The sequence below is a fragment of the Mycolicibacterium arenosum genome, from assembly GCF_024320865.1.
Classification (GTDB): domain Bacteria; phylum Actinomycetota; class Actinomycetes; order Mycobacteriales; family Mycobacteriaceae; genus Mycobacterium; species Mycobacterium arenosum.
The window spans coordinates 108,425-127,479 of the sequence record NZ_JANDBD010000016.1 but is presented as its reverse complement, the minus strand read 5'-3'; the positions used below and the strand labels follow the sequence as shown (position 1 = coordinate 127,479).

At 69.1% G+C, this 19,055-nt stretch carries 18 protein-coding genes and 1 pseudogene; 11 read left to right on the top strand and 8 right to left on the bottom strand.

What is annotated here, in order from left to right; genetic code table 11:
- Positions 1 to 13: 13 nt before the first annotated feature.
- Positions 14 to 1,922, top strand: a pseudogene (locus NM203_RS30120) (DEDD exonuclease domain-containing protein); the annotation flags it as partial.
- Here the strand turns inward: NM203_RS30120 and trpD are convergent.
- Positions 1,803 to 2,897 (bottom strand): anthranilate phosphoribosyltransferase, encoded by a 1,095-nt coding sequence (gene trpD / locus NM203_RS30115; RefSeq protein WP_255064483.1) that lies wholly within the window; start codon positions 2,895 to 2,897, stop codon positions 1,803 to 1,805. The pseudogene NM203_RS30120 and the gene trpD sit on opposite strands and share 120 nt — an antisense overlap.
- Before the next feature lie 111 nt (positions 2,898 to 3,008).
- Between trpD and ctaE the strand changes: the two genes are divergently transcribed.
- From ctaE to qcrB, 4 genes are read left to right on the top strand one after another with little or no spacing between them, the layout of a single operon-like run.
- Positions 3,009 to 3,620, top strand: a complete 612-nt coding sequence (gene ctaE / locus NM203_RS30110) for an aa3-type cytochrome oxidase subunit III (protein ID WP_255064450.1) — start codon at positions 3,009 to 3,011, stop codon at positions 3,618 to 3,620.
- Positions 3,621 to 3,643: 23 nt separating this feature from the next.
- Complete coding sequence (gene qcrC, locus NM203_RS30105; protein WP_255064449.1) at positions 3,644 to 4,453, top strand: cytochrome bc1 complex diheme cytochrome c subunit; 810 nt, start codon at positions 3,644 to 3,646, stop codon at positions 4,451 to 4,453.
- Positions 4,450 to 5,649, top strand: a complete 1,200-nt coding sequence (gene qcrA, locus NM203_RS30100) for a cytochrome bc1 complex Rieske iron-sulfur subunit (RefSeq protein ID WP_255064447.1) — start codon at positions 4,450 to 4,452, stop codon at positions 5,647 to 5,649. Before qcrC ends, qcrA begins: the two co-directional genes overlap by 4 nt.
- Positions 5,646 to 7,331 carry a cytochrome bc1 complex cytochrome b subunit gene (gene qcrB, locus NM203_RS30095; protein ID WP_255064446.1) on the top strand — a complete coding sequence of 562 codons (1,686 nt, stop codon included), beginning with the start codon at positions 5,646 to 5,648 and terminating at the stop codon, positions 7,329 to 7,331. Before qcrA ends, qcrB begins: the two co-directional genes overlap by 4 nt.
- 212 nt (positions 7,332 to 7,543) lie before the next feature.
- Here qcrB and NM203_RS30090 read toward each other — a convergent pair whose 3' ends face one another.
- The 4 genes from NM203_RS30090 to ctaC all read right to left on the bottom strand — a co-directional run bounded on the left by NM203_RS30090 (position 7,544) and on the right by ctaC (position 10,654).
- Complete coding sequence (locus tag NM203_RS30090; protein WP_255064445.1) at positions 7,544 to 8,197, bottom strand: DUF2561 family protein; 654 nt, start codon at positions 8,195 to 8,197, stop codon at positions 7,544 to 7,546.
- Positions 8,197 to 9,006 carry an MmpS family transport accessory protein gene (locus NM203_RS30085; RefSeq protein WP_255064444.1) on the bottom strand — a complete coding sequence of 270 codons (810 nt, stop codon included), beginning with the start codon at positions 9,004 to 9,006 and terminating at the stop codon, positions 8,197 to 8,199. The genes NM203_RS30090 and NM203_RS30085 overlap by 1 nt, the downstream gene beginning before the upstream one ends.
- 171 nt (positions 9,007 to 9,177) lie before the next feature.
- Positions 9,178 to 9,597 carry a cytochrome c oxidase subunit 4 gene (locus NM203_RS30080; RefSeq protein WP_255064443.1) on the bottom strand — a complete coding sequence of 140 codons (420 nt, stop codon included), beginning with the start codon at positions 9,595 to 9,597 and terminating at the stop codon, positions 9,178 to 9,180.
- Between the two features lie 10 nt (positions 9,598 to 9,607).
- Positions 9,608 to 10,654 (bottom strand): aa3-type cytochrome oxidase subunit II, encoded by a 1,047-nt coding sequence (gene ctaC / locus NM203_RS30075; protein ID WP_255064441.1) that lies wholly within the window; start codon positions 10,652 to 10,654, stop codon positions 9,608 to 9,610.
- A 185-nt stretch (positions 10,655 to 10,839) separates the two neighbouring features.
- Here ctaC and asnB point away from each other — a divergent pair, with 185 nt between their 5' ends.
- A complete protein-coding gene (gene asnB, locus NM203_RS30070) occupies positions 10,840 to 12,771 on the top strand; it encodes an asparagine synthase (glutamine-hydrolyzing) (RefSeq protein ID WP_255064440.1) in 1,932 nt (643 codons plus the stop codon).
- Here asnB and NM203_RS30065 read toward each other — a convergent pair.
- Entirely contained in the window at positions 12,768 to 13,739 is a 972-nt protein-coding gene (locus NM203_RS30065; RefSeq protein WP_255064438.1) for a carbohydrate kinase family protein, read from the bottom strand. The genes asnB and NM203_RS30065 overlap by 4 nt on opposite strands.
- Before the next feature lie 75 nt (positions 13,740 to 13,814).
- On the opposite strand from NM203_RS30065, the gene NM203_RS30060 reads away from it, so the two are divergent.
- The gene (locus tag NM203_RS30060) at positions 13,815 to 14,444 is read left to right on the top strand and encodes an Rv0361 family membrane protein (RefSeq protein ID WP_255064436.1); all 630 of its coding nucleotides are present in this window, start codon (positions 13,815 to 13,817) and stop codon (positions 14,442 to 14,444) included.
- A 1-nt stretch (position 14,445) separates the two neighbouring features.
- Here NM203_RS30060 and NM203_RS30055 read toward each other — a convergent pair whose 3' ends face one another.
- On the bottom strand, positions 14,446 to 14,808 hold the full coding sequence (locus NM203_RS30055) for a HesB/IscA family protein (protein ID WP_255064434.1): 363 nt from the start codon (positions 14,806 to 14,808) through the stop codon (positions 14,446 to 14,448).
- A 70-nt stretch (positions 14,809 to 14,878) separates the two neighbouring features.
- Positions 14,879 to 15,940 (bottom strand): glycerate kinase family protein, encoded by a 1,062-nt coding sequence (locus NM203_RS30050; protein WP_255064433.1) that lies wholly within the window; start codon positions 15,938 to 15,940, stop codon positions 14,879 to 14,881.
- A 71-nt stretch (positions 15,941 to 16,011) separates the two neighbouring features.
- Here NM203_RS30050 and NM203_RS30045 point away from each other — a divergent pair, with 71 nt between their 5' ends.
- Genes NM203_RS30045 through NM203_RS30030 form a run of 4 tightly spaced genes read left to right on the top strand, consistent with a single transcriptional unit; the run spans position 16,012 to position 19,043 of the window.
- Positions 16,012 to 16,716: a DUF3043 domain-containing protein gene (locus tag NM203_RS30045; protein WP_408633437.1), complete on the top strand. Its 705-nt coding sequence runs from the start codon at positions 16,012 to 16,014 to the stop codon at positions 16,714 to 16,716.
- 10 nt (positions 16,717 to 16,726) lie between these two features.
- Positions 16,727 to 17,257 carry a bifunctional adenosylcobinamide kinase/adenosylcobinamide-phosphate guanylyltransferase gene (locus NM203_RS30040; protein WP_255064431.1) on the top strand — a complete coding sequence of 177 codons (531 nt, stop codon included), beginning with the start codon at positions 16,727 to 16,729 and terminating at the stop codon, positions 17,255 to 17,257.
- 8 nt (positions 17,258 to 17,265) lie between these two features.
- The gene (cobT, locus tag NM203_RS30035; RefSeq protein ID WP_255064479.1) at positions 17,266 to 18,321 is read left to right on the top strand and encodes a nicotinate-nucleotide--dimethylbenzimidazole phosphoribosyltransferase; all 1,056 of its coding nucleotides are present in this window, start codon (positions 17,266 to 17,268) and stop codon (positions 18,319 to 18,321) included.
- The gene (locus NM203_RS30030; protein WP_255064430.1) at positions 18,318 to 19,043 is read left to right on the top strand and encodes an adenosylcobinamide-GDP ribazoletransferase; all 726 of its coding nucleotides are present in this window, start codon (positions 18,318 to 18,320) and stop codon (positions 19,041 to 19,043) included. Before cobT ends, NM203_RS30030 begins: the two co-directional genes overlap by 4 nt.
- The last annotated feature ends 12 nt before the right edge of the window (positions 19,044 to 19,055 follow it).

Below are 19,055 nucleotides of genomic sequence, written 5' to 3'. Positions count from 1 at the left end.
ACCGTCATCGGTCATGGAGCAGCTGAGCTTCGCCGACCTCGAACTCGAGGCCGACGTCATGCTCCGCGACGTGACGTTCGTGGTCGTCGACCTCGAGACCACCGGCGGGCGGGCCACCGACTCCGCGCCGGGCCGTCACGACCACGACGCCATCACCGAGATCGGCGCGGTCAAGATCCGCGGCGGCGAGGTCCTCGGCGAGCTCGCCACGCTCGTCGACCCCGGCCGTGCCATCCCCCCGCAGATCGTTCAGCTCACCGGGATCACCACGGCGATGGTCTCCAACGCGCCGACCATCGACTCGGTGCTGCCCGCGTTCCTCGAGTTCTCCCGCGGTGCCGTGCTGGTGGCCCACAACGCCGGTTTCGACATCGGCTTCCTGCGCGCCGCGGCCGAACGGTGTCAGCTGCCGTGGCCGCGGCCGCCGGTGCTCTGCACGGTCAAGCTCGCCCGCCGGGTGCTCACCCGCGACGAGGCGCCCAGCGTCCGACTCTCGGCGCTGGCGCAGCTGTTCGGCGCCGCCACCACGCCGACGCACCGGGCACTCGACGACGCCCGCGCCACCGTCGACGTCCTGCACGCCCTCATCGAGCGCGTCGGCAACAGGGGCGTGCACACCTATCCCGACCTCCGGACCTACCTCCCCGATGTCAGCCCCGCCCAACGAGCCAAACGCGGCCTGGCCAAGGGGCTTCCGCGCAAGCCGGGCGTCTATCTGTTCCGCGGTCCCTCCGACGAGGTGCTCTACGTCGGCACCGCCGTGGACCTGCGCCGCCGCGTCGCGCAGTACTTCACCGGCTCGGAACCGCGGACGCGCATCAAGGAGATGGTGCAGCTGGCGACCGGCGTCGACCACGTCGAATGCGCGCACGACTTGGAGGCGGGCGTCCGCGAACTGCGCCTGCTCGCCGCGCACGCGCCGCCGTACAACCGGCGCTCGAAGTTCCCGCACAAGTGGTGGTGGGTGGTTCTCACCGACGAGGCCTTCCCACGCTTCTCCGTGGTGCGGGCGCCGAAGCACGACCGCGCGATCGGACCGTTCCGGGCCCACGCGGACGCCGTCGACACCGTCGCCCTGCTGGCCCGGTTCACCGGCGTGCGCACCTGCGCCTCGCGGCTGGCGGCCTCGGCGCTACACGGGCCCGCCTGTCCCGAGCGCGAGCTGTCGCCGTGTCCGGCGCCGCGCGGCGTCGCCACCGCCGAGTACCGGGCCACCTCCGATGCGGCGGCACTGTTGATCGCAGGCGGCACCGACGCCGCCCTGCGCACCGCGTTGGCGCACCTGGCGGACCTGGCCGCCCGCGGTCGGTACGAAACGGCGGCACGGCTGCGCGATCACACCGCCACCGCCGTCGACGGGCTGTGGCGCGGCCAGCGGCTGCGAGCCCTGACCGCGGTCGCCGAACTCGTCGCAGCGCGACCCGACGGTGCAGGCGGCTGGCAGCTGGCCGTCATCAGGCACGGGCAGCTGGCCTCCGCGGGCAACGCCGTGCGCGGGGTCCCGCCGATGCCCGTCGTCGACGCGATAACGGCGGGCGCCCAGGCGATCCTGCCGACGCCCAGCCCGTTGGGCGGTGCGATCGTCGAGGAGACGGCGCTGCTGGCCCGGTGGCTGGCTCAGCCGGGAGTCCGCGTGGTGCGGGCCGACGACGGCTACGCCACCCCGCTGGGAGCGGCGGGCAGGCACGCCGAGTGGGCCGCCACCGCGCGCTCGGCCCGCGTCGCGGCCAGGCAGCTCGCCGATGAGGACGTCGAGATGACGCGGATGCTGCGCCCTCGGCTCGGCTCCGGGCCCGCGGGCCTCAGAGCTTCTGGGTGAACCGCACCCAGCGCGACAACAGCTGTTCGGCGGCGCCCGAGTCGATCGACTCCTTGGCGCGGGCCAGGCCGGCCTCCCAGGCGGGCACCCACTTGGCGTCGCTCGACAGCCCGGCATGGGCGACCATCGCCCCGGCCGCGTTGAGGACGACGGCGTCGCGCACCGGGCCCGTTGCACCACCGAGCACCTCTCGCACCGAGGCCGCGTTGGCTTCGGCGTCGCCGCCGGTGAGCTCGGACAGCTCCGCGCGGGCGAAGCCGAACGCCGCGGGGTCGAAGGTCAGCCGCTCGATCGTGCCGGCCTGCACCCGCCAGATCGTGCTCGTCGTAGTGGTGGTCAGCTCGTCGAGGCCGTCGTCGCCGTGCACCACGAGCGCGCTGGCACCGCGGTTGGCGAACACTCCGGCCATCACCTCCGCCAGATCGCCCCAGGCGCAGCCGATCAAACCCGCCCGCGGTCCCGCCGGGTTCGTCAGCGGACCGAGGATGTTGAACACCGTTGGCACGCCGATCTCACGGCGGACCCCCGACGCGTGCCGGTAGGAGGGGTGGAACTGCGGGGCGAAGCAGAATCCGATGCCGACCTCCGCGACCGAGCGCGCCACGTCGTCGGGACCGAGATCGATGCGCACGCCGAGCGCCTCGAGGGTGTCCGCGCCGCCCGACAGCGACGACGCGGCACGGTTGCCGTGCTTCACGACGGGGATCCCCGCCGCCGCCACGACGATCGACGCCATCGTCGACAGGTTCACGGTGTTCGCGCCGTCGCCGCCGGTGCCGACGACGTCGACCGTGGAGGTGCCGATCTCGTCGGTCGGCACCCGGCGGGCGTGCCGCAGCACGGTGTCGGCCAGTTCGGTGACCTCCGCCGACGTCGGGCTCTTCATCTTCATCGACACGGCGAACCCGGCGATCTGCGCGGGTGTCGCCGCGCCGGTCATGATCTGGTCCATCGCCCAGGCCGCCTGCCCGGGCAGTAGCGCCTGTCGGGTGGTCAGCCGCCCGAGGAGATGGGGCCACGTCTGAGTTTCGTCGGAAGACACGCGCGAAGTGTATGTCGGGCACCGCCGCCCGCCGATCCGCTCCTCCGCATGCCGGAGCGCACGAACGCGGCCGAACCGAGACGAATAAGTGACGAATGTTCCGACCCGGGTGGAGTTCAACAACTACAAAGCGTCATACTTCTTGATGTGACGAGCGCTGTAGGCACTTCGGGAACCGCGATCACGTCGCGGGTGCATTCGCTGAACCGGCCGAATATGGTCAGTGTCGGCACCATTGTATGGCTTTCCAGTGAGCTGATGTTCTTTGCTGGACTGTTCGCAATGTACTTCACCGCACGCGCTCAGGCCGACGGCGATTGGCCGCCGGCGCCCACCGAGTTGAACCTCGCGCTCGCCGTACCGGTGACGCTGGTCCTCATCGCGTCGTCGTTCACCTGTCAGATGGGCGTTTTCGCCGCCGAGCGCGGTGACGTCTACGGCCTCCGTCGCTGGTACGTGATCACGTTCCTGATGGGGCTCTTCTTCGTCCTCGGCCAGGGCTACGAGTACATCCACCTCGTCGAAGAGGGCACCACGATTCCCGGCAGCGCGTACGGGTCGGTGTTCTACCTCGCCACCGGATTCCACGGTCTGCACGTCATCGGCGGCCTGGTCGCATTCGTCTTCCTGTTAATGAGAACGCGCATGTCGAAGTTCACGCCGGCACAGGCGACCGCCGCGATCGTGGTGTCGTACTACTGGCACTTCGTCGACATCGTCTGGATCGCGCTGTTCGCCGTTATCTACTTCGTCCGATGAGGGCGTCGATGAGAAGGGGTTCGATGACCGACAAGTCCCGCCGACGGCTGCGCCGACGCCTGTCGGCAGCACTGCTGCTGCTGATCGGACTTCTCGTCGCGGGTGGCCTGGCGGCCACCCTCACACCCACGCCGCAGGTCGCGGTCGCCGACGAGGAGTCGGCGGCGCTGCTGCGCAAGGGCGAGCAGTTGTACGACACCTCGTGCGTCTCCTGCCACGGCGCGAACCTGCAGGGTGTGCAGGACCGCGGGCCGAGCCTCATCGGCACCGGCGAGGCGGCGGTGTACTTCCAGGTGTCGTCCGGCCGGATGCCCGCGATGCGCGGAGAGGCGCAGGCCCCGCGCAAGGACCCGGCCTTCGACCCGAATCAGATCGACGCGCTGGGTGCCTTCATCCAGGCCAACGGCGGCGGCCCGGTCGTCCCGCGCGGCAGCAACGGCGAGATCCTGCAGGACGAGCTGACGATGAACACCAACGTCGCGCGCGGCGGTGACCTGTTCCGCCTCAATTGCGCGTCGTGCCACAACTTCACGGGTAAGGGCGGTGCGCTGTCCTCCGGTAAGTACGCCCCCGAGCTGAGCCCGGCCAACCCGGCGCAGATCTACACGGCCATGCTCACCGGCCCGCAGAACATGCCGAAGTTCTCCGATCGCCAGCTCAGCCCCGAGGAGAAGCGCGACATCGTCGCGTACGTCCGCGAGGCGGCGGAGACCCCCAATCCCGGTGGCTACGGCCTCGGCGGATTCGGACCCGCGCCGGAGGGCATGGCGGCGTGGATCATCGGCATGGTCGCCGTCATCGGCATCGCCATGTGGATCGGAGCGAGGGCATGAGCGACACCGAGAACTCGAGCAAGGAGGGGCCGGCCAAGCCGGACACCCCCAGCGACGCCGAACTGTCGAAGATGACCACCGAGCAGCTGGTTGAGCTCGGCGGCAGGATCGACGGCGTCGAGACCATTCTCAAGGAGAACCGGTGGCCCGTCGAGGGCACCAAGGCCGAGAAGCGCGCCGAGCGCGCGGTGTCGTATTGGCTTCTGCTGGGCGGTGTTTCGGGCCTCGCGCTGCTGGTGATCTTCCTGTTCTGGCCGTGGGAGTACCAGCCCTTCGGGTCCGAGGGCGAGCTGATGTACGCGCTCGCGACGCCGCTCTACGGCCTGACGTTCGGCCTGTCGATCCTGGCGATCGGCATCGGCGCGGTGCTCTATCAGAAGAAGTTCATCCCCGAGGAGATCTCGGTTCAGGACCGGCACGACGGCCCGTCGTCCGAACTCGACCGGCGGACCACCGCGGCTAACCTGGTCGACGCTCTCGAGCAGTCGACCATCAAGCGCCGCAAGCTCGTCGGGCTGTCGATGGGAATCGGCCTCGGCGCGTTCGGACTCGGCACCCTGGTGGCGTTCGCGGGCGGCCTGATCAAGAACCCGTGGAAGCCGGTGGTTCAGACCGCCGACGGGATGAAGGCCGTTCTGTGGACCTCCGGGTGGACGCCGCGGTATAAGGGCGAGACCATCTACATGGCGCGCTCGACCGGTCTCCCCGGTGAGTCGCCCTTCGTGAAGATGCGGCCCGAGGACATCGACGCGGGCGGCATGGAGACGGTGTTCCCGTGGCGCGAGTCCGACGGCGACGGCACCACCGTCGAGTCCTCGCACCTGCTGGCCGAAATCGCGATGGGCGTTCGCAATCCGGTGATGCTCATCAACCTCCGGCCGGAGGACCTACCCAAGGTCAAGAAGCGCAAGGGTCAGGAGAATTTCAATTTCGGCACCTTGTTCGCGTTCACCAAGGTGTGTTCGCATCTGGGTTGCCCGGCGTCGCTCTACGAGCAGCAGACACACCGCATTCTGTGCCCGTGTCACCAGTCGCAGTTCCTCGCACTGGAGTACGCCAGGCCGATCTTCGGCCCGGCCGCACGCGCACTCGCGCAACTTCCGGTGACAATAGATGAAGAGGGCTACCTGGTCGCCAACGGCGACTTCATCGAGCCCGTCGGACCGGCATTCTGGGAGCGGAACTCGTCATCATGAGCCCAAAACTTGCAGATATCACAGCCGCCCAAGGCAACGCGATCGATTCGCGGTACCACCCGTCAGCGGCGGTGCGTCGACAGCTGAACAAGGTCTTCCCGACGCACTGGTCCTTCCTGCTCGGTGAGATCGCGCTGTACAGCTTCATCGTGTTGCTGATCACCGGCGTCTACCTGACCCTGTTCTTCGACCCGTCGATGGCCGAGGTCACGTATCACGGTGTGTACCAGCCGCTTAACGGTGTGCAGATGTCGAAGGCCTACGCCTCGACACTCGACATCAGCTTCGAGGTGCGCGGCGGCCTGTTCGTTCGCCAGGTCCACCACTGGGCGGCGCTGCTGTTCGCGGCGTCGATCATGGTGCACCTCGCGCGCATCTTCTTCACCGGCGCGTTCCGACGACCGCGAGAGGCCAACTGGGTCATCGGCTCGCTGCTGCTGATCCTGGCGATGTTCGAGGGCTACTTCGGCTACTCGCTTCCCGACGACCTGCTGTCGGGCATCGGCCTGCGCGCCGCGATGTCGTCGATCACCCTCGGCATGCCGGTCATCGGCACGTGGCTGCACTGGGCGCTGTTCGGCGGCGACTTCCCCTGTGGCGACGTGGGTAACCAGTGCAACGAGGCCGGTTACTGGATTCCACGGATGTACGCGCTGCACATCCTGTTGATCCCGGCGATCATCCTGGCGCTGATCGGCGCACACCTCGCGCTGGTGTGGTTCCAGAAGCACACCCAGTTCCCCGGCCCCGGCCGCACCGAGAAGAACGTCGTCGGCGTCCGCGTGATGCCGGTGTTCGCCGTGAAGTCGGGCGCGTTCTTCGCCATGACGGTCGGCGTGCTCGGCCTGATGGGCGGTCTGCTCCAGATCAACCCGGTGTGGCAATTGGGTCCGTACAAGCCGTCTCAGGTGTCGGCGGGTAGCCAGCCGGACTTCTACATGATGTGGACCGAGGGCCTGGCGCGTATCTGGCCGGCCTGGGAGTTCTACCCGTTCGGCCACACCATCCCCGCTGTGGTCTGGGTCGCGCTGCTCATGGGCGCCATCTTCGGCCTGCTCATCGCGTGGCCGTTCATGGAGAAGAAGTTCACCGGCGACGACGCCCACCACAACCTGCTGCAGCGGCCGCGTGACGCACCGGTCCGCACGGCCATCGGCGCCATGGCGATCTCGTTCTACATCCTGCTGACGATGTGCGCCATGAACGACATCATCGCCTACAAGTTCCACATCTCGCTGAACGCGACGACGTGGATCGGCCGCATCGGCATGGTCGTGCTGCCCGCGATCGTCTACTACATCACCTACCGGTGGGCGATCGGCTTGCAGCGCAGCGACCGCGCGGTGCTCGAGCACGGCATCGAGACCGGCATCCTGAAGCGGCTGCCGCACGGTGCCTACATCGAGCTGCACCAGCCGCTCGGCCCGGTCGACGAGCACGGTCATCCGATCCCCCTGGAGTACCAGGGTGCGGCGCTGCCGAAGCGGATGAACAAGCTGGGCTCCGGTGGCGCCACCGGCACAGGCAGCTTCCTCTTCGCCGATCCCGCGACCGAGAGCGATGCCCTCACCGAGGCGTCCCACGCCTCGCATCAGAAGGGTCTCACCGCTCTCAAGGAGTACCAGGACGAGAACGTCGGCTCGAACGGCAACGGGTCGAACGGCTCCAACGGTCACCACTGATCGCTGATCAACGAGGCGGGGCACGCGGAAACGCGTGCCCCGCTTCGCTGTTCGGGTGAATGACGGGGCCCAGCGCGGCCGAGCGCCCCACCTGGCTCGCGATTTCTTCGCCTCAGTCGTCGATCGCGGACGCACCGCAACCGGCGCGTGAAACTCGCGAGACGAACCGAGCGTCGACTTCTGCGCTAAGGCTGCCCGGCGGAGACGAACCGCTACTCGATGATGCCGCGCAACCGGCCCAGGAAGAACCACGGGACGGCGGGCATGCCGACGGTGATAAGCCCTGCCACGGCCAAGGCGGCCCAGGCGACGCCGTCGTGACCCGACGCCATCAGATAGGTGCCGATGCCGACGGCCGCCGTAGCCGCACCGATCGCGGTGGCCATGGCGACGGTGGACTGCAGCCACAGTTGCTCCACCGCTGCGGTCGGAAAGCCGACCCGACTGGTGGCGGGTGGGGTGGGCGCGCGGCGGATCGACGGACCCGACAACGGCCGTTGCCTGGTCTCGGTGCCCAGCGGCGGCCCGAACACGTTCTGCTGGGCGCCGACCCGGTCGAGGTCAGGGCCCGGACCTCCACCGCCGTCGAGCGCGGTGCGCCTGGCGCGGATCAGCAGTGGGATGGCCCCGATGATCACCAGGGCCGACACCCCGATGACGGTGTACAGCAGCCACGGGGTGTCCTGCTCCCCCGAACCGGACGCCTGTGTCTGCCCCAGATCGACGAGGGCCACGATGGCGGCCACAGCCGCACCGAGGGCCACCAGCCACACTGCGGCGCAGGCGATCAGCAGAATCCGGTCGGTTTGATCCCGACCCGTTGAGTTCAACCGCGGGCGATCTGCGGCGTCGACGTCGTAAGTCATCAGCAGCTGGTCTGCCAATCGTTGTTCTGTTGCGAGGCGATCGTCTGACCGTCGCTGGTGGTGATCGAGCAGTTCAACTTGGAGAGTCGCAGCAGGCTCGACGCCTGCACCGAACCGTACTCCGACATGGAGATCGGGGTGACGGTCAGCGACCACGGGATGTAGACGTTCTGCTGGGTGCGCTGCCTGCCCGACGCGTCGGTGTAGGTGACCGAGATGCGGTCCAGCGGCGCCTTGGTGCCCGTCACGGTGTACGTGATGAAGCGCGGGCCCGCGGGCGCGCTGGGCGGCGGTGGCGCCGGCGTCTCGGGCGGGGCGGGCGGAGGCGCCTCGGTCGACGGCGGAGGCGGCGGCGGTGGTTCCTCGGTGGTCACCGGCGGAGGTGGTGGCGGTGGCGGCGGCTCGACCGTCGTCGTGGGTGGCGGCGGAGGGGGCGGCGTCGTGGTGGTGATCTCGTCCTGTATCGGCGCCCCCGGGGTCGTCGAGCTGGTGGACGGCGTCGCGACGCTGGTGTTGTCGGAGCGGGTCACCAGGACGGCCACGGACGCGACCAGCGCGATGGCCGCCACGATCGCGACGACTCCGACTACCCACGGCCACTTGGGCGGTTGATCGCCGTCGGCGTAGTCGTCGTACTCGTACAGCGCGACCTCGGCGGAGGGCACGTAGGGCCCGCTGGTGAAGTGCTCCGACTCGGGCGCGGAGTACGCGCGCGAGTAGACATCCGTCTCGCCGGTGGCTGGAGACTCCTGAGCCGGTTCGTCGTCCGGTGTCGGAGCATCCTGCTCAGGGGGATTCGGCCCGCTCATCTACGCCTATTCCTTCTCGACTGCCCGTTCGGCGCTGTGTCACGTCGAAGCCGTGTCGGAACGTCGGCGGACCACGCCTCGGCAACCCTACCGAAAGTGATGGCGCAGTGGCCCATACGGCACCTCGGTCAGCCGAACTGATGCCCGATTCGTAACCTTGCGCCCAGCGTGTCAGTGCTTCTCGGGGCCGGTGTAGTACTCGAAGACCAGGCCGGCGACGGAAGACAGGACGAAAACCAGACCCGCGGCGATCAGCCACGGCAACCACAGCGCGAGGCCGACGGCGGTCACCGACGCCGACAGCGCGATCAGCAACGGCCACCAACTGCTCGGGCTGAAGAAGCCGAGTTCACCGGCGCCGTCGGCGATCTCCGCGTCCTCGTAGTCCTCGGGGCGGGTGTCGAGGCGGCGTGCGACGAACCGGAAGAACGTCCCGACGATCAGCGACAGACCGGTCGTCAACACCAGTGCGGTGACGCCCGCCCACTCGATACCGCCGTACTGGAACAACCCGGTGAGCGCGGCGTACCCGACGGCGCAGAGCGCGAAGAACGCGGTCAGGAACTCGAACAGCCTGGCTTCGATATGCATCTGTCGTCCCCTACCTGCTCGCCTGCTGGACCTGCTCGCCGCGACGGGTGTCGAACGGCTTCGTGGTCACGGCCTGGGTGGGCATCCCGATCGCGCGCAACGCGTCGGCGTTCGTCGCCTCCGGGTTGGCCTCACGGAACATGATGTACTGCTTGAAGACACCGGGCTCCACGACGCGCACCTCGAAGTTCATCATCGAGTGGTACGTGCCGCACATCTCGGTGCAGCGGCCGACGAACGCTCCGGTGTTCTCGTTGTTCGGCAGTTCGATCTTGCTGATCTGGAACCGGTTCTCCGAGTTGTTGGCCTCGGGATCGGGCATGACGTCGCGCTTGAACAGGAACTCGGGCACCCAGAATCCGTGGATCACGTCGGCGGATGCGATCACGAACCGGATGCTGCGGTCCGACGGGAGCACCAGGATCGGAATCTCGGTGCTGGTGCCGATCGTCTCGATCTTGTCGAAGTTCAGGTAGCTGCGGTCTTCGGGGTTCATCCCGCGAATCGGGCCGACGATTTCCTCGCCGTGCTCGTCGACGCCCTCGGGCTTGGACACCATGGCGTCCTTGCGGGCCTGGTCCGCGCCGTCGTAGTCGAAGGTCCCGTCCGCGTAGTCGATCTTCTGGTAGCCGAACTTCCAGTTCCACTGGAAGGCGGTGACGTCGACGACGACCTCGGGGTTGTCCTCGAGCTTCAGCATCTCCTCCTGCACGACGACCGTGAAGTAGAAGAGCACCGAGATGATGAGGAACGGCACGACGGTGAGGACCAGCTCGAGCGGCATGTTGTAGCCGAACTGCCGGGGCAGGTCGGTATCGGTCTTCTTCTTGCGGTGGAATGCCGCGGTCCAGAAGATCAGCGCCCAGACGATGACGCCGACGATCAACGACGCGATGACCGACCAGACCCACAGGTCGCGGTTCATCTTGCCCTCGGGGGTGATTCCCTCGGGCCAGCCGAGGCCGAACACCGTCTCGAAGCTGCACCCGCTGAGCAGCAGCGCAGTACCTCCGAGAAGTACTGACAACGCCACCAACTTGAACCCGCGAGCGGTCACGTTGGCGCCTCCTGAAACTAGGTCGGAAAGTCGGTACGGCAAGCCGAATACTACGCAGCGTAGACCACACCGGCGGGCAGGAGCGCAGCGACCGGGGAATGTGCCGGAGGGCAGGAGCGCAGCGACCGGGGGATGTCCCTGCGACCGAGTCTCGGGACACCTCGCCGAACGGGCATACTGGCGCCGTGTGCGGACTCCTGGCCTACCTGACCGACCGCTGGGCGGACGTCTCCCCCGAGCTGGTGGACGCGGTGTCCGGCGCCGCTCACCTGATGCGGCACCGGGGTCCCGACGAGCCGGGGACCTGGTCGGATGGCGATGTCGTGCTCGGTTTCAACCGATTGTCGATCATCGACATCGCCCACAGCCACCAGCCGCTGCGCTGGGGTCCGCCGGAGACTCCGGACCGGTACGTGCTGGTGTTCAACGGCGAGATCTACAACTATCTGGAGTTGCGCGAGGAGCTGGCCGCCGAGCACGGCGCGTCGTTCGCGACGGACGGTGACGGCGAAGCGATCGTCGCGGCGTTCCACCACTGGGGCACCGCCGCCCTGAGCCGGCTTCGCGGCATGTTCGCGTTCGCACTGTGGGACACCGCCGAGCGGGTGCTGTTCTGCGCCCGCGACCCGTTCGGCATCAAGCCCCTCTACATGTCCACCGGGCCCGGCGGCACCGCGGTGGGATCCGAGAAGAAGTGCCTGCTCGAACTCGCCGGACCCGCGGGTGTCGACCTCGGCATCGACGAGCGCGCCGTGCAGCACTACACGGTGCTGCAGTACGTCCCCGAGCCCGAGTCGCTGCATCGCGGGATCCGCAGGCTGGAGTCGGGCAGTTACGCGACCGTGCGCCCCGGTGAGGCGCCCGAGGTGACCCGCTACTTCCACCCGAAGTTCGCGGCGGTCCCGTTCGTGGCAGGACGCGAACAGAGCCGCTACGACGAGATCACCGCCGTCCTCGAGGACTCCGTCGCCAAGCACATGCGCGCGGACGTGACGGTCGGGGCGTTCCTGTCGGGCGGCATCGACTCGACGGCCATCGCCGCGCTCGCGATGCGGCACAACCCGCGCCTCATCACCTTCACGACGGGATTCGAGCGCGAGGGTTTCTCGGAGGTCGACGTCGCCGTCGCATCCGCGGAGGCGATCGGCGCCCGCCACGTGACGAAGGTGGTCAGCCCGGCCGAGTTCGTGGCCGCACTGCCGGAGATCGTCTGGTACCTGGACGAGCCGGTGGCCGACCCGGCGCTGGTACCGCTGTTCTTCATCGCCCGCGAGGCGCGCAAGCACGTCAAGGTGGTGCTGTCCGGCGAGGGCGCCGACGAGTTGTTCGGCGGTTACACGATCTATCGGGAGCCGTTGTCGCTGAAGGCGTTCGACTACCTCCCACAGCCGGTGCGCCGGTCGCTGGGTAAGGCGTCGAAGCCGCTGCCCGACGGCATGCGCGGCAAGAGCCTGCTGCACCGCGGGTCGCTGACGCTCGAGGAGCGCTACTACGGCAACGCGCGTAGCTTCTCCGACGAGCAACTGCGGGCCACGCTGCCGGGATTCCGTGCGGACTGGACCCACACCGACGTCACCGCGGCGCTGTACGCGACCTCCGACGGCTGGGACCCGGTGGCGCGCATGCAGCACATCGACCTGTTCACGTGGCTGCGCGGCGACATCCTGGTCAAAGCCGACAAGATGACGATGGCCAACTCGCTGGAGTTGCGGGTGCCGTTCCTGGACCCCGAGGTGTTCGCGGTGGCGTCGCGGCTGCCGTTCGACCAGAAGATCACCCGCACGACGACGAAGTACGCGCTGCGCCGCGCGCTCGAGCCTATCGTGCCCGCGCACGTGCTCAATCGCCCGAAACTCGGCTTCCCCGTACCGATTCGGCACTGGCTGCGGGCCGGCGAGCTGCTCGACTGGGCCAACGAGACCATCGCCGCCTCACAGGCGGGCGACCTCATCGATCTCGCCGCCGTTCGCCGCATGCTCGACGAACACCGAAGCGGCGCAAGCGATCACAGCAGACGGCTGTGGACCGTGCTGATCTTCATGCTGTGGCACGCGATCTTCGTCGAGCGCAGCGTGACGCCGCTGATCAGTGAGCCGCACTATCCGGTGCAGCTTTAGAGGACGGCGGCGATCTCCGCTGCCGCGTCGGCACCGTAGGCGTCGGTGAGCCGTTTGACGCCCGCGTCCTTGTCCCAGGCCCACTCCTGCGGTCCCGGCGCCTCGAGCACCAGGGTGGCGACCAGCGAGGCGAACTGCGCAGCGCGCTCGAGCCCGAGGCCCGCGCTGCGGCCGGTGAGGAAGCCCGCGCGGAACGCGTCGCCGATGCCGGTCGGGTCCTCCTTGTGGGTCTCGGGGAGCACGTCGACGTGGACGAAGGTGCCGTCGCGCCCGACGAGATCCACGCCCTTCTCCCCCAGGGTCGTCACGCGCAGATCGATCTGCCGCATGACCTCGGCCTCCGACCAGCCGGACTTCTGCAGCAGCAGATCCCACTCGTAGTCGTTGGTGAACAGGTAGGCGGCACCGTCGATGAGCTTGCGGATCTCGTCGCCCGAGAGCCGGGCCAGCTGCTGGCTGGGGTCGGCGGCGAACGGCAGCCCGAGGTTGCGGCACTCCTCGGTGTGCAGGAACATCGCATCGGGGTCGTTGGCGCCGACGATCACCAGATCCGGTGCGCCGGAACGCGATACGACATCGGCGAGCTTGATGTTGCGGGCCTCCGACATGGCGCCGGGGTAGAACGACGCGATCTGCGCCATGTCCTCATCGGTGGTGCAGACGAAGCGCGCGGTGTACGCCGTCTCGGACACCAGCACGTTCGAGCAATCGACGCCGCTCGACGTCAGATGGTTGCGGTAGTCGTCGAAGTCGGGGCCGACGGCGCCGACGAGCACCGGGCTGCCGCCCAGAATGCCCATCGCATAAGCCATGTTGCCCGCGACGCCGCCGCGGTGGATGACGAGGTCGTCGACGAGGAAACTCAGCGACACCTTCTGCAAGTGATCGGCAAGCAGTTGCTCGGAGAATTTGCCAGGGAACCGCATCAGATTGTCGGTCGCAATGGATCCCGTCACTGCAATGGTCACGCAGCGTCACCCTTCGTTCGAGTCGGTCGTTTGCCGGAAGTAAACCCCTGGTTGGTGCGCTAGCCTAACAACGTCATGGCCGGTCCTCTTCCGTACCCCGAATCCCCTTATCCGGGAACGTCGCCGCAGCAGCCCCTTTCCACGTTCGGCGGTCCGCAGGTGCCCTCGCCGTACCCCGGCACGCTGCCGCCGCCCGTCGAGTACCCGAAAGCGCCGCGCAGACGGCGCGTCGTGTTGATCGCCCTCGGCGTCCTGGTGGCCGTCATGGTGGCCGCGGTCGCAGCGACGATCGTCTTCGCCGAACGCGGCCCCGAGCCCACCGCGTCGACGGCGCTCACTCCGGATTCGGCCAAAGCGGCCATTCAGGAGTATCTGGACGCCCTGACGCAGGGCAAGGACGAGATCATCGCCGAACACGCGTCGTGCGGTCTGTTCGACGCCGTGAAGGACAAGCAGGCGGACATGGCGCTGGCGAATCTGGCCAGCGAGACGTTCCGACGGCAGTTCAGCAGCGCGGAGGTCACGACGATCGACAAGATCGTCGAGCTGTCGCCCAGCCAGGCCCAAGTGCTGTTCAGCATGGACGCGAAGTCGGCTGGACGCAGCGGGACCGCCACGGAGCGCCAGGCGGTCGCACAGATCCTGGTGCAGGGCGACCGGCAGCTGGTCTGCTCCTACCTACCGCGTAACGCGGGTCCGTTCTAACTCAGTTGAACGAATCGCCGCAGGCGCACGAGCCGGTGGCGTTGGGGTTGTTGATCGTGAAGCCCCCGCCGCTCAGCGCGTCGACGAAGTCGATCTGCGCGTCCTGCAGGTAGGGGGCGCTCATGCGGTCGACGGTCAGCGTGACGCCGTTGAAGTCGACGTCGAGGTCGCCGTCCTGGCTGCGATCGTCGAACTCGAGCTTGTAACGCAGTCCCGCACAGCCGCCCGGCTCCACCGTGATCCGGAGGAACACGTCGTCGCGGCCCTCCTGCTCCATGAGGGCCTTGGCTTTCACCGACGCGGCTTCGGTCAGGATGGCGCCGTGTGCAGCGGTGCTGGTCGTCGACTCGTCCTGGACAGTCATCGATTCTCTCCTGAGGTAATAGGCTCGAACTTCCTCAACGGTACCCTGCCGGGGCGTTATTCCCCGCCTCTCACCGCCAGCCGGCGGCCGTGCGCCGCGCCAGACCCGTGAGCTGGTTGGCCGCATCGTCCATCGCCAGCTGGACGGAACCGGCGTAGTCGGCGATCGAGTGTGCCGCCGCGATCCCCGCGCCGTGCAGTGCCGCCTCGTCGAGCGTGACCTGACCTGCGAGGACCACGACCCGTGCGGCACCGGCACCCGCGGCCAGCGCGCTGACCACCTTGCCGTGCAGCGACTGGTCGTCGAAGCGGCCCTCGCCTGTGACGATTATCTCCGCGTCGGCGAGATCGGACGCCAGGTCGGTGTGCTCGGCGATCACCGCGGCGCCCGACTCGCGACGCGCACCCAGCGCCAGCAGCGCCGCGCCCAGCCCGCCCGCGGCACCCGCGCCCGATTCAGCCGCGATGTCGCGCCCCGCGATGTCGGCCAGTTCGGCGGACCAGTCGGTGAGACGCTGCTCGAGGGCCGCGACGGTCGCCTCGTCCGCGCCCTTCTGCGGGCCGAACACCACGGCGGCGCCCATCGGCCCCAGCAGCGGATGCTCGACGTCGGATGCCGCGATCAGCTCGATGCCGGCGAGCCGCTCCCGCGCCGCCGCAAGACCGCCGAGCGCGTCGACCAGGCCGCGGCCGCCGTCGGTGCAGGCACTGCCGCCCAGCCCGATGACGATCCGTCGGGCACCCGCTTCGAGGGCCGCGTCGATCAGCTGCCCGACGCCTCCGCTGTGGGCGGCCAGCGCCGTCTCGACGGTCGGCCCGTCGGGGAGCAGCGCGAGGCCGCACGCCTGGGCGCACTCGAGGTAGGCCGTCGCCGAGTCGGCGTCGTAGACCCACTCGGCCTCGACGTCGGCGTCGAGCGGGCCCGACACCGTGGCGGTGCGACGTTCCCCGAGCCGGCTGGCCAGGACGTCGACGAAACCGGGTCCGCCGTCGGACTGCGGGGCCAGGGTCACGTCGTCGTCGGCACGCCCGGCCCGCCACCCGTCGGCGATCGCGCGGGCGGCCTGAACCGCGGTCAGGCTGTCGCCGTAGCAGTCCGGGGCGATCAGTACGCGCAGCGCCCTGCCGGTCATGACAGCAGGGTATGTCGGCGCAACCGGAGGTGCATGCCGGGCGCGTTGCGCAGGTCAGTAACCTGGTGGGCGTGGATCTGCTGGGCCGTAAGAAGGGCAACTCGCAAGCCGAGTCGGACGTCGTCGAGTCCGAGGCCGTGGAGGCGGGGTCCGTTGCGTCCGAGACCGTCCAGCCCCGCACCGCCCCCAAGGGCAGGCCGACGCCCAAGCGCGACGCCTCCCGCAAGCGCGGTCCGGTGGCACCGGCACCGCTCACCAGCTCGGAGGCCCGCAAGCGTCGCAAGGAGCTGAAGGCGTCGCGCCCCAAGCTGTCCAAGGAGGAGCGCAAGGCCGAGAAGCTCGAGCGCCGCGCCGACATGGCCGACCGCCGGGAACGGATGATGGCCGGCGAGGACAGGTACCTGCTGCCCCGCGATCAGGGACCGGTGCGCCGCTACGTGCGCGACGTCGTCGACTCGCGGCGCAACCTGCTCGGACTGTTCATGCCCGTGGCCCTCGGCATGATCTTCTTGATGCTGTCGGTCGGCTCGGTACCCGCCTCGCAGTCGCTTGTCATGCAGCTGATCTCGAGCTGGGGCCTGATGGTGCTGCTGGCGATCATGCTCATCGACGGCTTCTTCCTGGGCAGGCGCGTCAACAAACTGGTCGACGAGAAGTTCCCCGACAACACCGAAGGCGGGTGGAAGCTGGGCTTCTACGCCGCCAGCCGCGCCTCGCAGATTCGGCGGATGCGGGCGCCGCGCCCGCAGGTCAACCGCGGCGACAAAGTCGCTTAGGTCAGCGGGGTTGCGAGTCCTGGCTCTCGGCGGAATCCGTTCGGGCAAGTCGGCGTGGGCGGAAGCGGCGATCACCGACGCCACCGGTTCCGCCGACCCCGTGCGCTATCTCGCGACCGGTGCCGTCAGTTCCGACCCCGACTGGTCGGCGCGGGTCTCCGCCCATCGCGACCGCCGCCCCGAGGGCTGGATCACCGTTGAGACCCGTGATGTCGCAGCGCAGTTGACGTCCGACCCCGTGACGGCGACGCTCGTCGACGATGTCGGCGGCTGGCTGGTGGCTGCCATGGATCGCACCGCGGCGTGGACGGGCGGTTCGGTGGCCGACGACGCGACCGCGCTCGTCGAGGCCGTCGGTGACTTCGAGGGCCCCCTGGTGCTGGTGAGCCCGGAGGTCGGGTTGTCGGTGGTGCCCGCGACCGAATCCGGTCGGCTCTTCGCCGACGCGCTGGGTGAGGTGAATCAGCGCCTGGCTGCGGTGTGCGATCGCGTCGCACTGGTGGTCGCGGGGGTGCCGTTGATGATCAAGAAGACGTCGTGACGGATCCGATGACGCCGTTTCCTCCGATCGACGCCCCCGACTCCGACGCCGCGGAAGCGGCACTCGCTCGCCAGCTCACGCTGACCAAGCCGGCGGGTGCCCTCGGCAGGCTCGAGGACCTGTCCGTGTGGGTTGCGTCGTGCCAGGGTGCTTGTCCGCCAACGCAGTTCGACAGACCGCGGGTTGTCGTCTTCGCCGGTGACCACGGTGTCACCGCGGCCGGAGTGTCGGCGTTCCCCTCCGAGGTGACGGCGCAGATGGTCGCCAACTTCGCGGCGGGCGGCGCGGCGATCAACGTGCTGGCGGGCCTGGCGGGCGCGACGGTGCGCGTCGTCGACATCGCCGTGGACTGCGATGCGCCGCTGTCCCCCGAGGTCGGCGCGCACAAGGTTCGGCGCGGCAGCGGGAACATCGCGGTGGCCGACGCGCTCAGCCCCGAGGAGACCGTCGCCGCCGTCGAAGCGGGGCGCTGCATCGCCGATCAGGAGGTGGACTCCGGCGCCGATCTGCTGATCGCCGGCGATATGGGCATCGGAAACACCACGGCGGCAACGACGTTGATCGCGGTACTCACCGACTCCGAGCCCGTTGCGATCGTCGGGCGGGGCACCGGCGTCGACGACGGCGGCTGGGCGCGTAAGACCGCTGCGATCCGCGACGCGATGTACCGGGCGCGCGGCATGTCGGCCGATCCGCTGGGCCTGCTCCGGGTCTGCGGCGGGGCCGACCTCGCCGCCGTGGCGGGCTTCCTGGCTCAGGCCGCGGTGCGCCGCACCCCGGTCCTGCTGGACGGTGTCGTGGTGACGGCGGCGGCACTGGTGGCCGAACGGATGGCGCCCGGAGCACAGCGCTGGTGGCGGGCCGGGCACCGGTCCACGGAACCCGCGCACTCACTGGCCTTGCAGCGCCTGCAACTCGAACCGATCGTCGACCTCGGCATGCGACTGGGCGAGGGTACCGGCGCCGTGGTGGCACTGTCCGTGGTGCGTGCCGCGGTGGCGACGCTGGCCGAGATGGCGACGTTCGGCGAGGCGTCCGTCAACGACGGTGGCGCCGGGCCGTGATCGCCTCCCTGGCAGGGGCTTTCGCGTTTGCGACCGTGTTTCCGGTCAGCACCCGGCATCCGGTCGGCCGTGGTGCGCTGACCGCGCTGCCGATCGTCGGCATCACCCTCGGCGTCGCGGCGGCCGCCACCGTGTGGGGCGCCGGGCACGCGTTCGGACCGGGCAGCGTGCTGGCCGGGTTCCTCGCGGTCACCGTGCTGGTCCTGCTGACCCGCGGGATGCACGTCGACGGCCTCTCCGACACCGTGGACGGACTCGGCTGCTACGGCCCGCCCGAGCGGGCGCTGGCGGTGATGCGCGACGGCACCGCGGGGCCGTTCGGCGTGACGGCTCTGGTGCTCGCCCTCGGCCTGCAGGGGCTGGCCTTCTCGGCGACGGGACTCGTCGCGGTCGTCGTCGCCGTGACCGCGGGCCGGGTGGCCGCCGTCCTCGCGTGCCTGCGCTCGGTTCCCGCCGCCGAGGGAAGCACGCTGGGAGCGTTAGTGGCGGGTACGCAACCGCGGTGGGTGGCCGCACTGTGGGTCGCGGCGGTCGCGGGCGCTGCCGTGTTCGCCACCCCGCGACCATGGCAGGGACCGGCGTCCGTGCTGGGCGCGCTCCTCGTCACCGTGGTGCTGGTGGCGCACTGCGTGCACCGCTTCGGCGGCATCACCGGTGACGTGCTCGGGGCGGCCATCGAGGTCACGACCACGCTGACCGCTCTGGGTCTGGCGATCGGCTGACGAGCCGCTGAG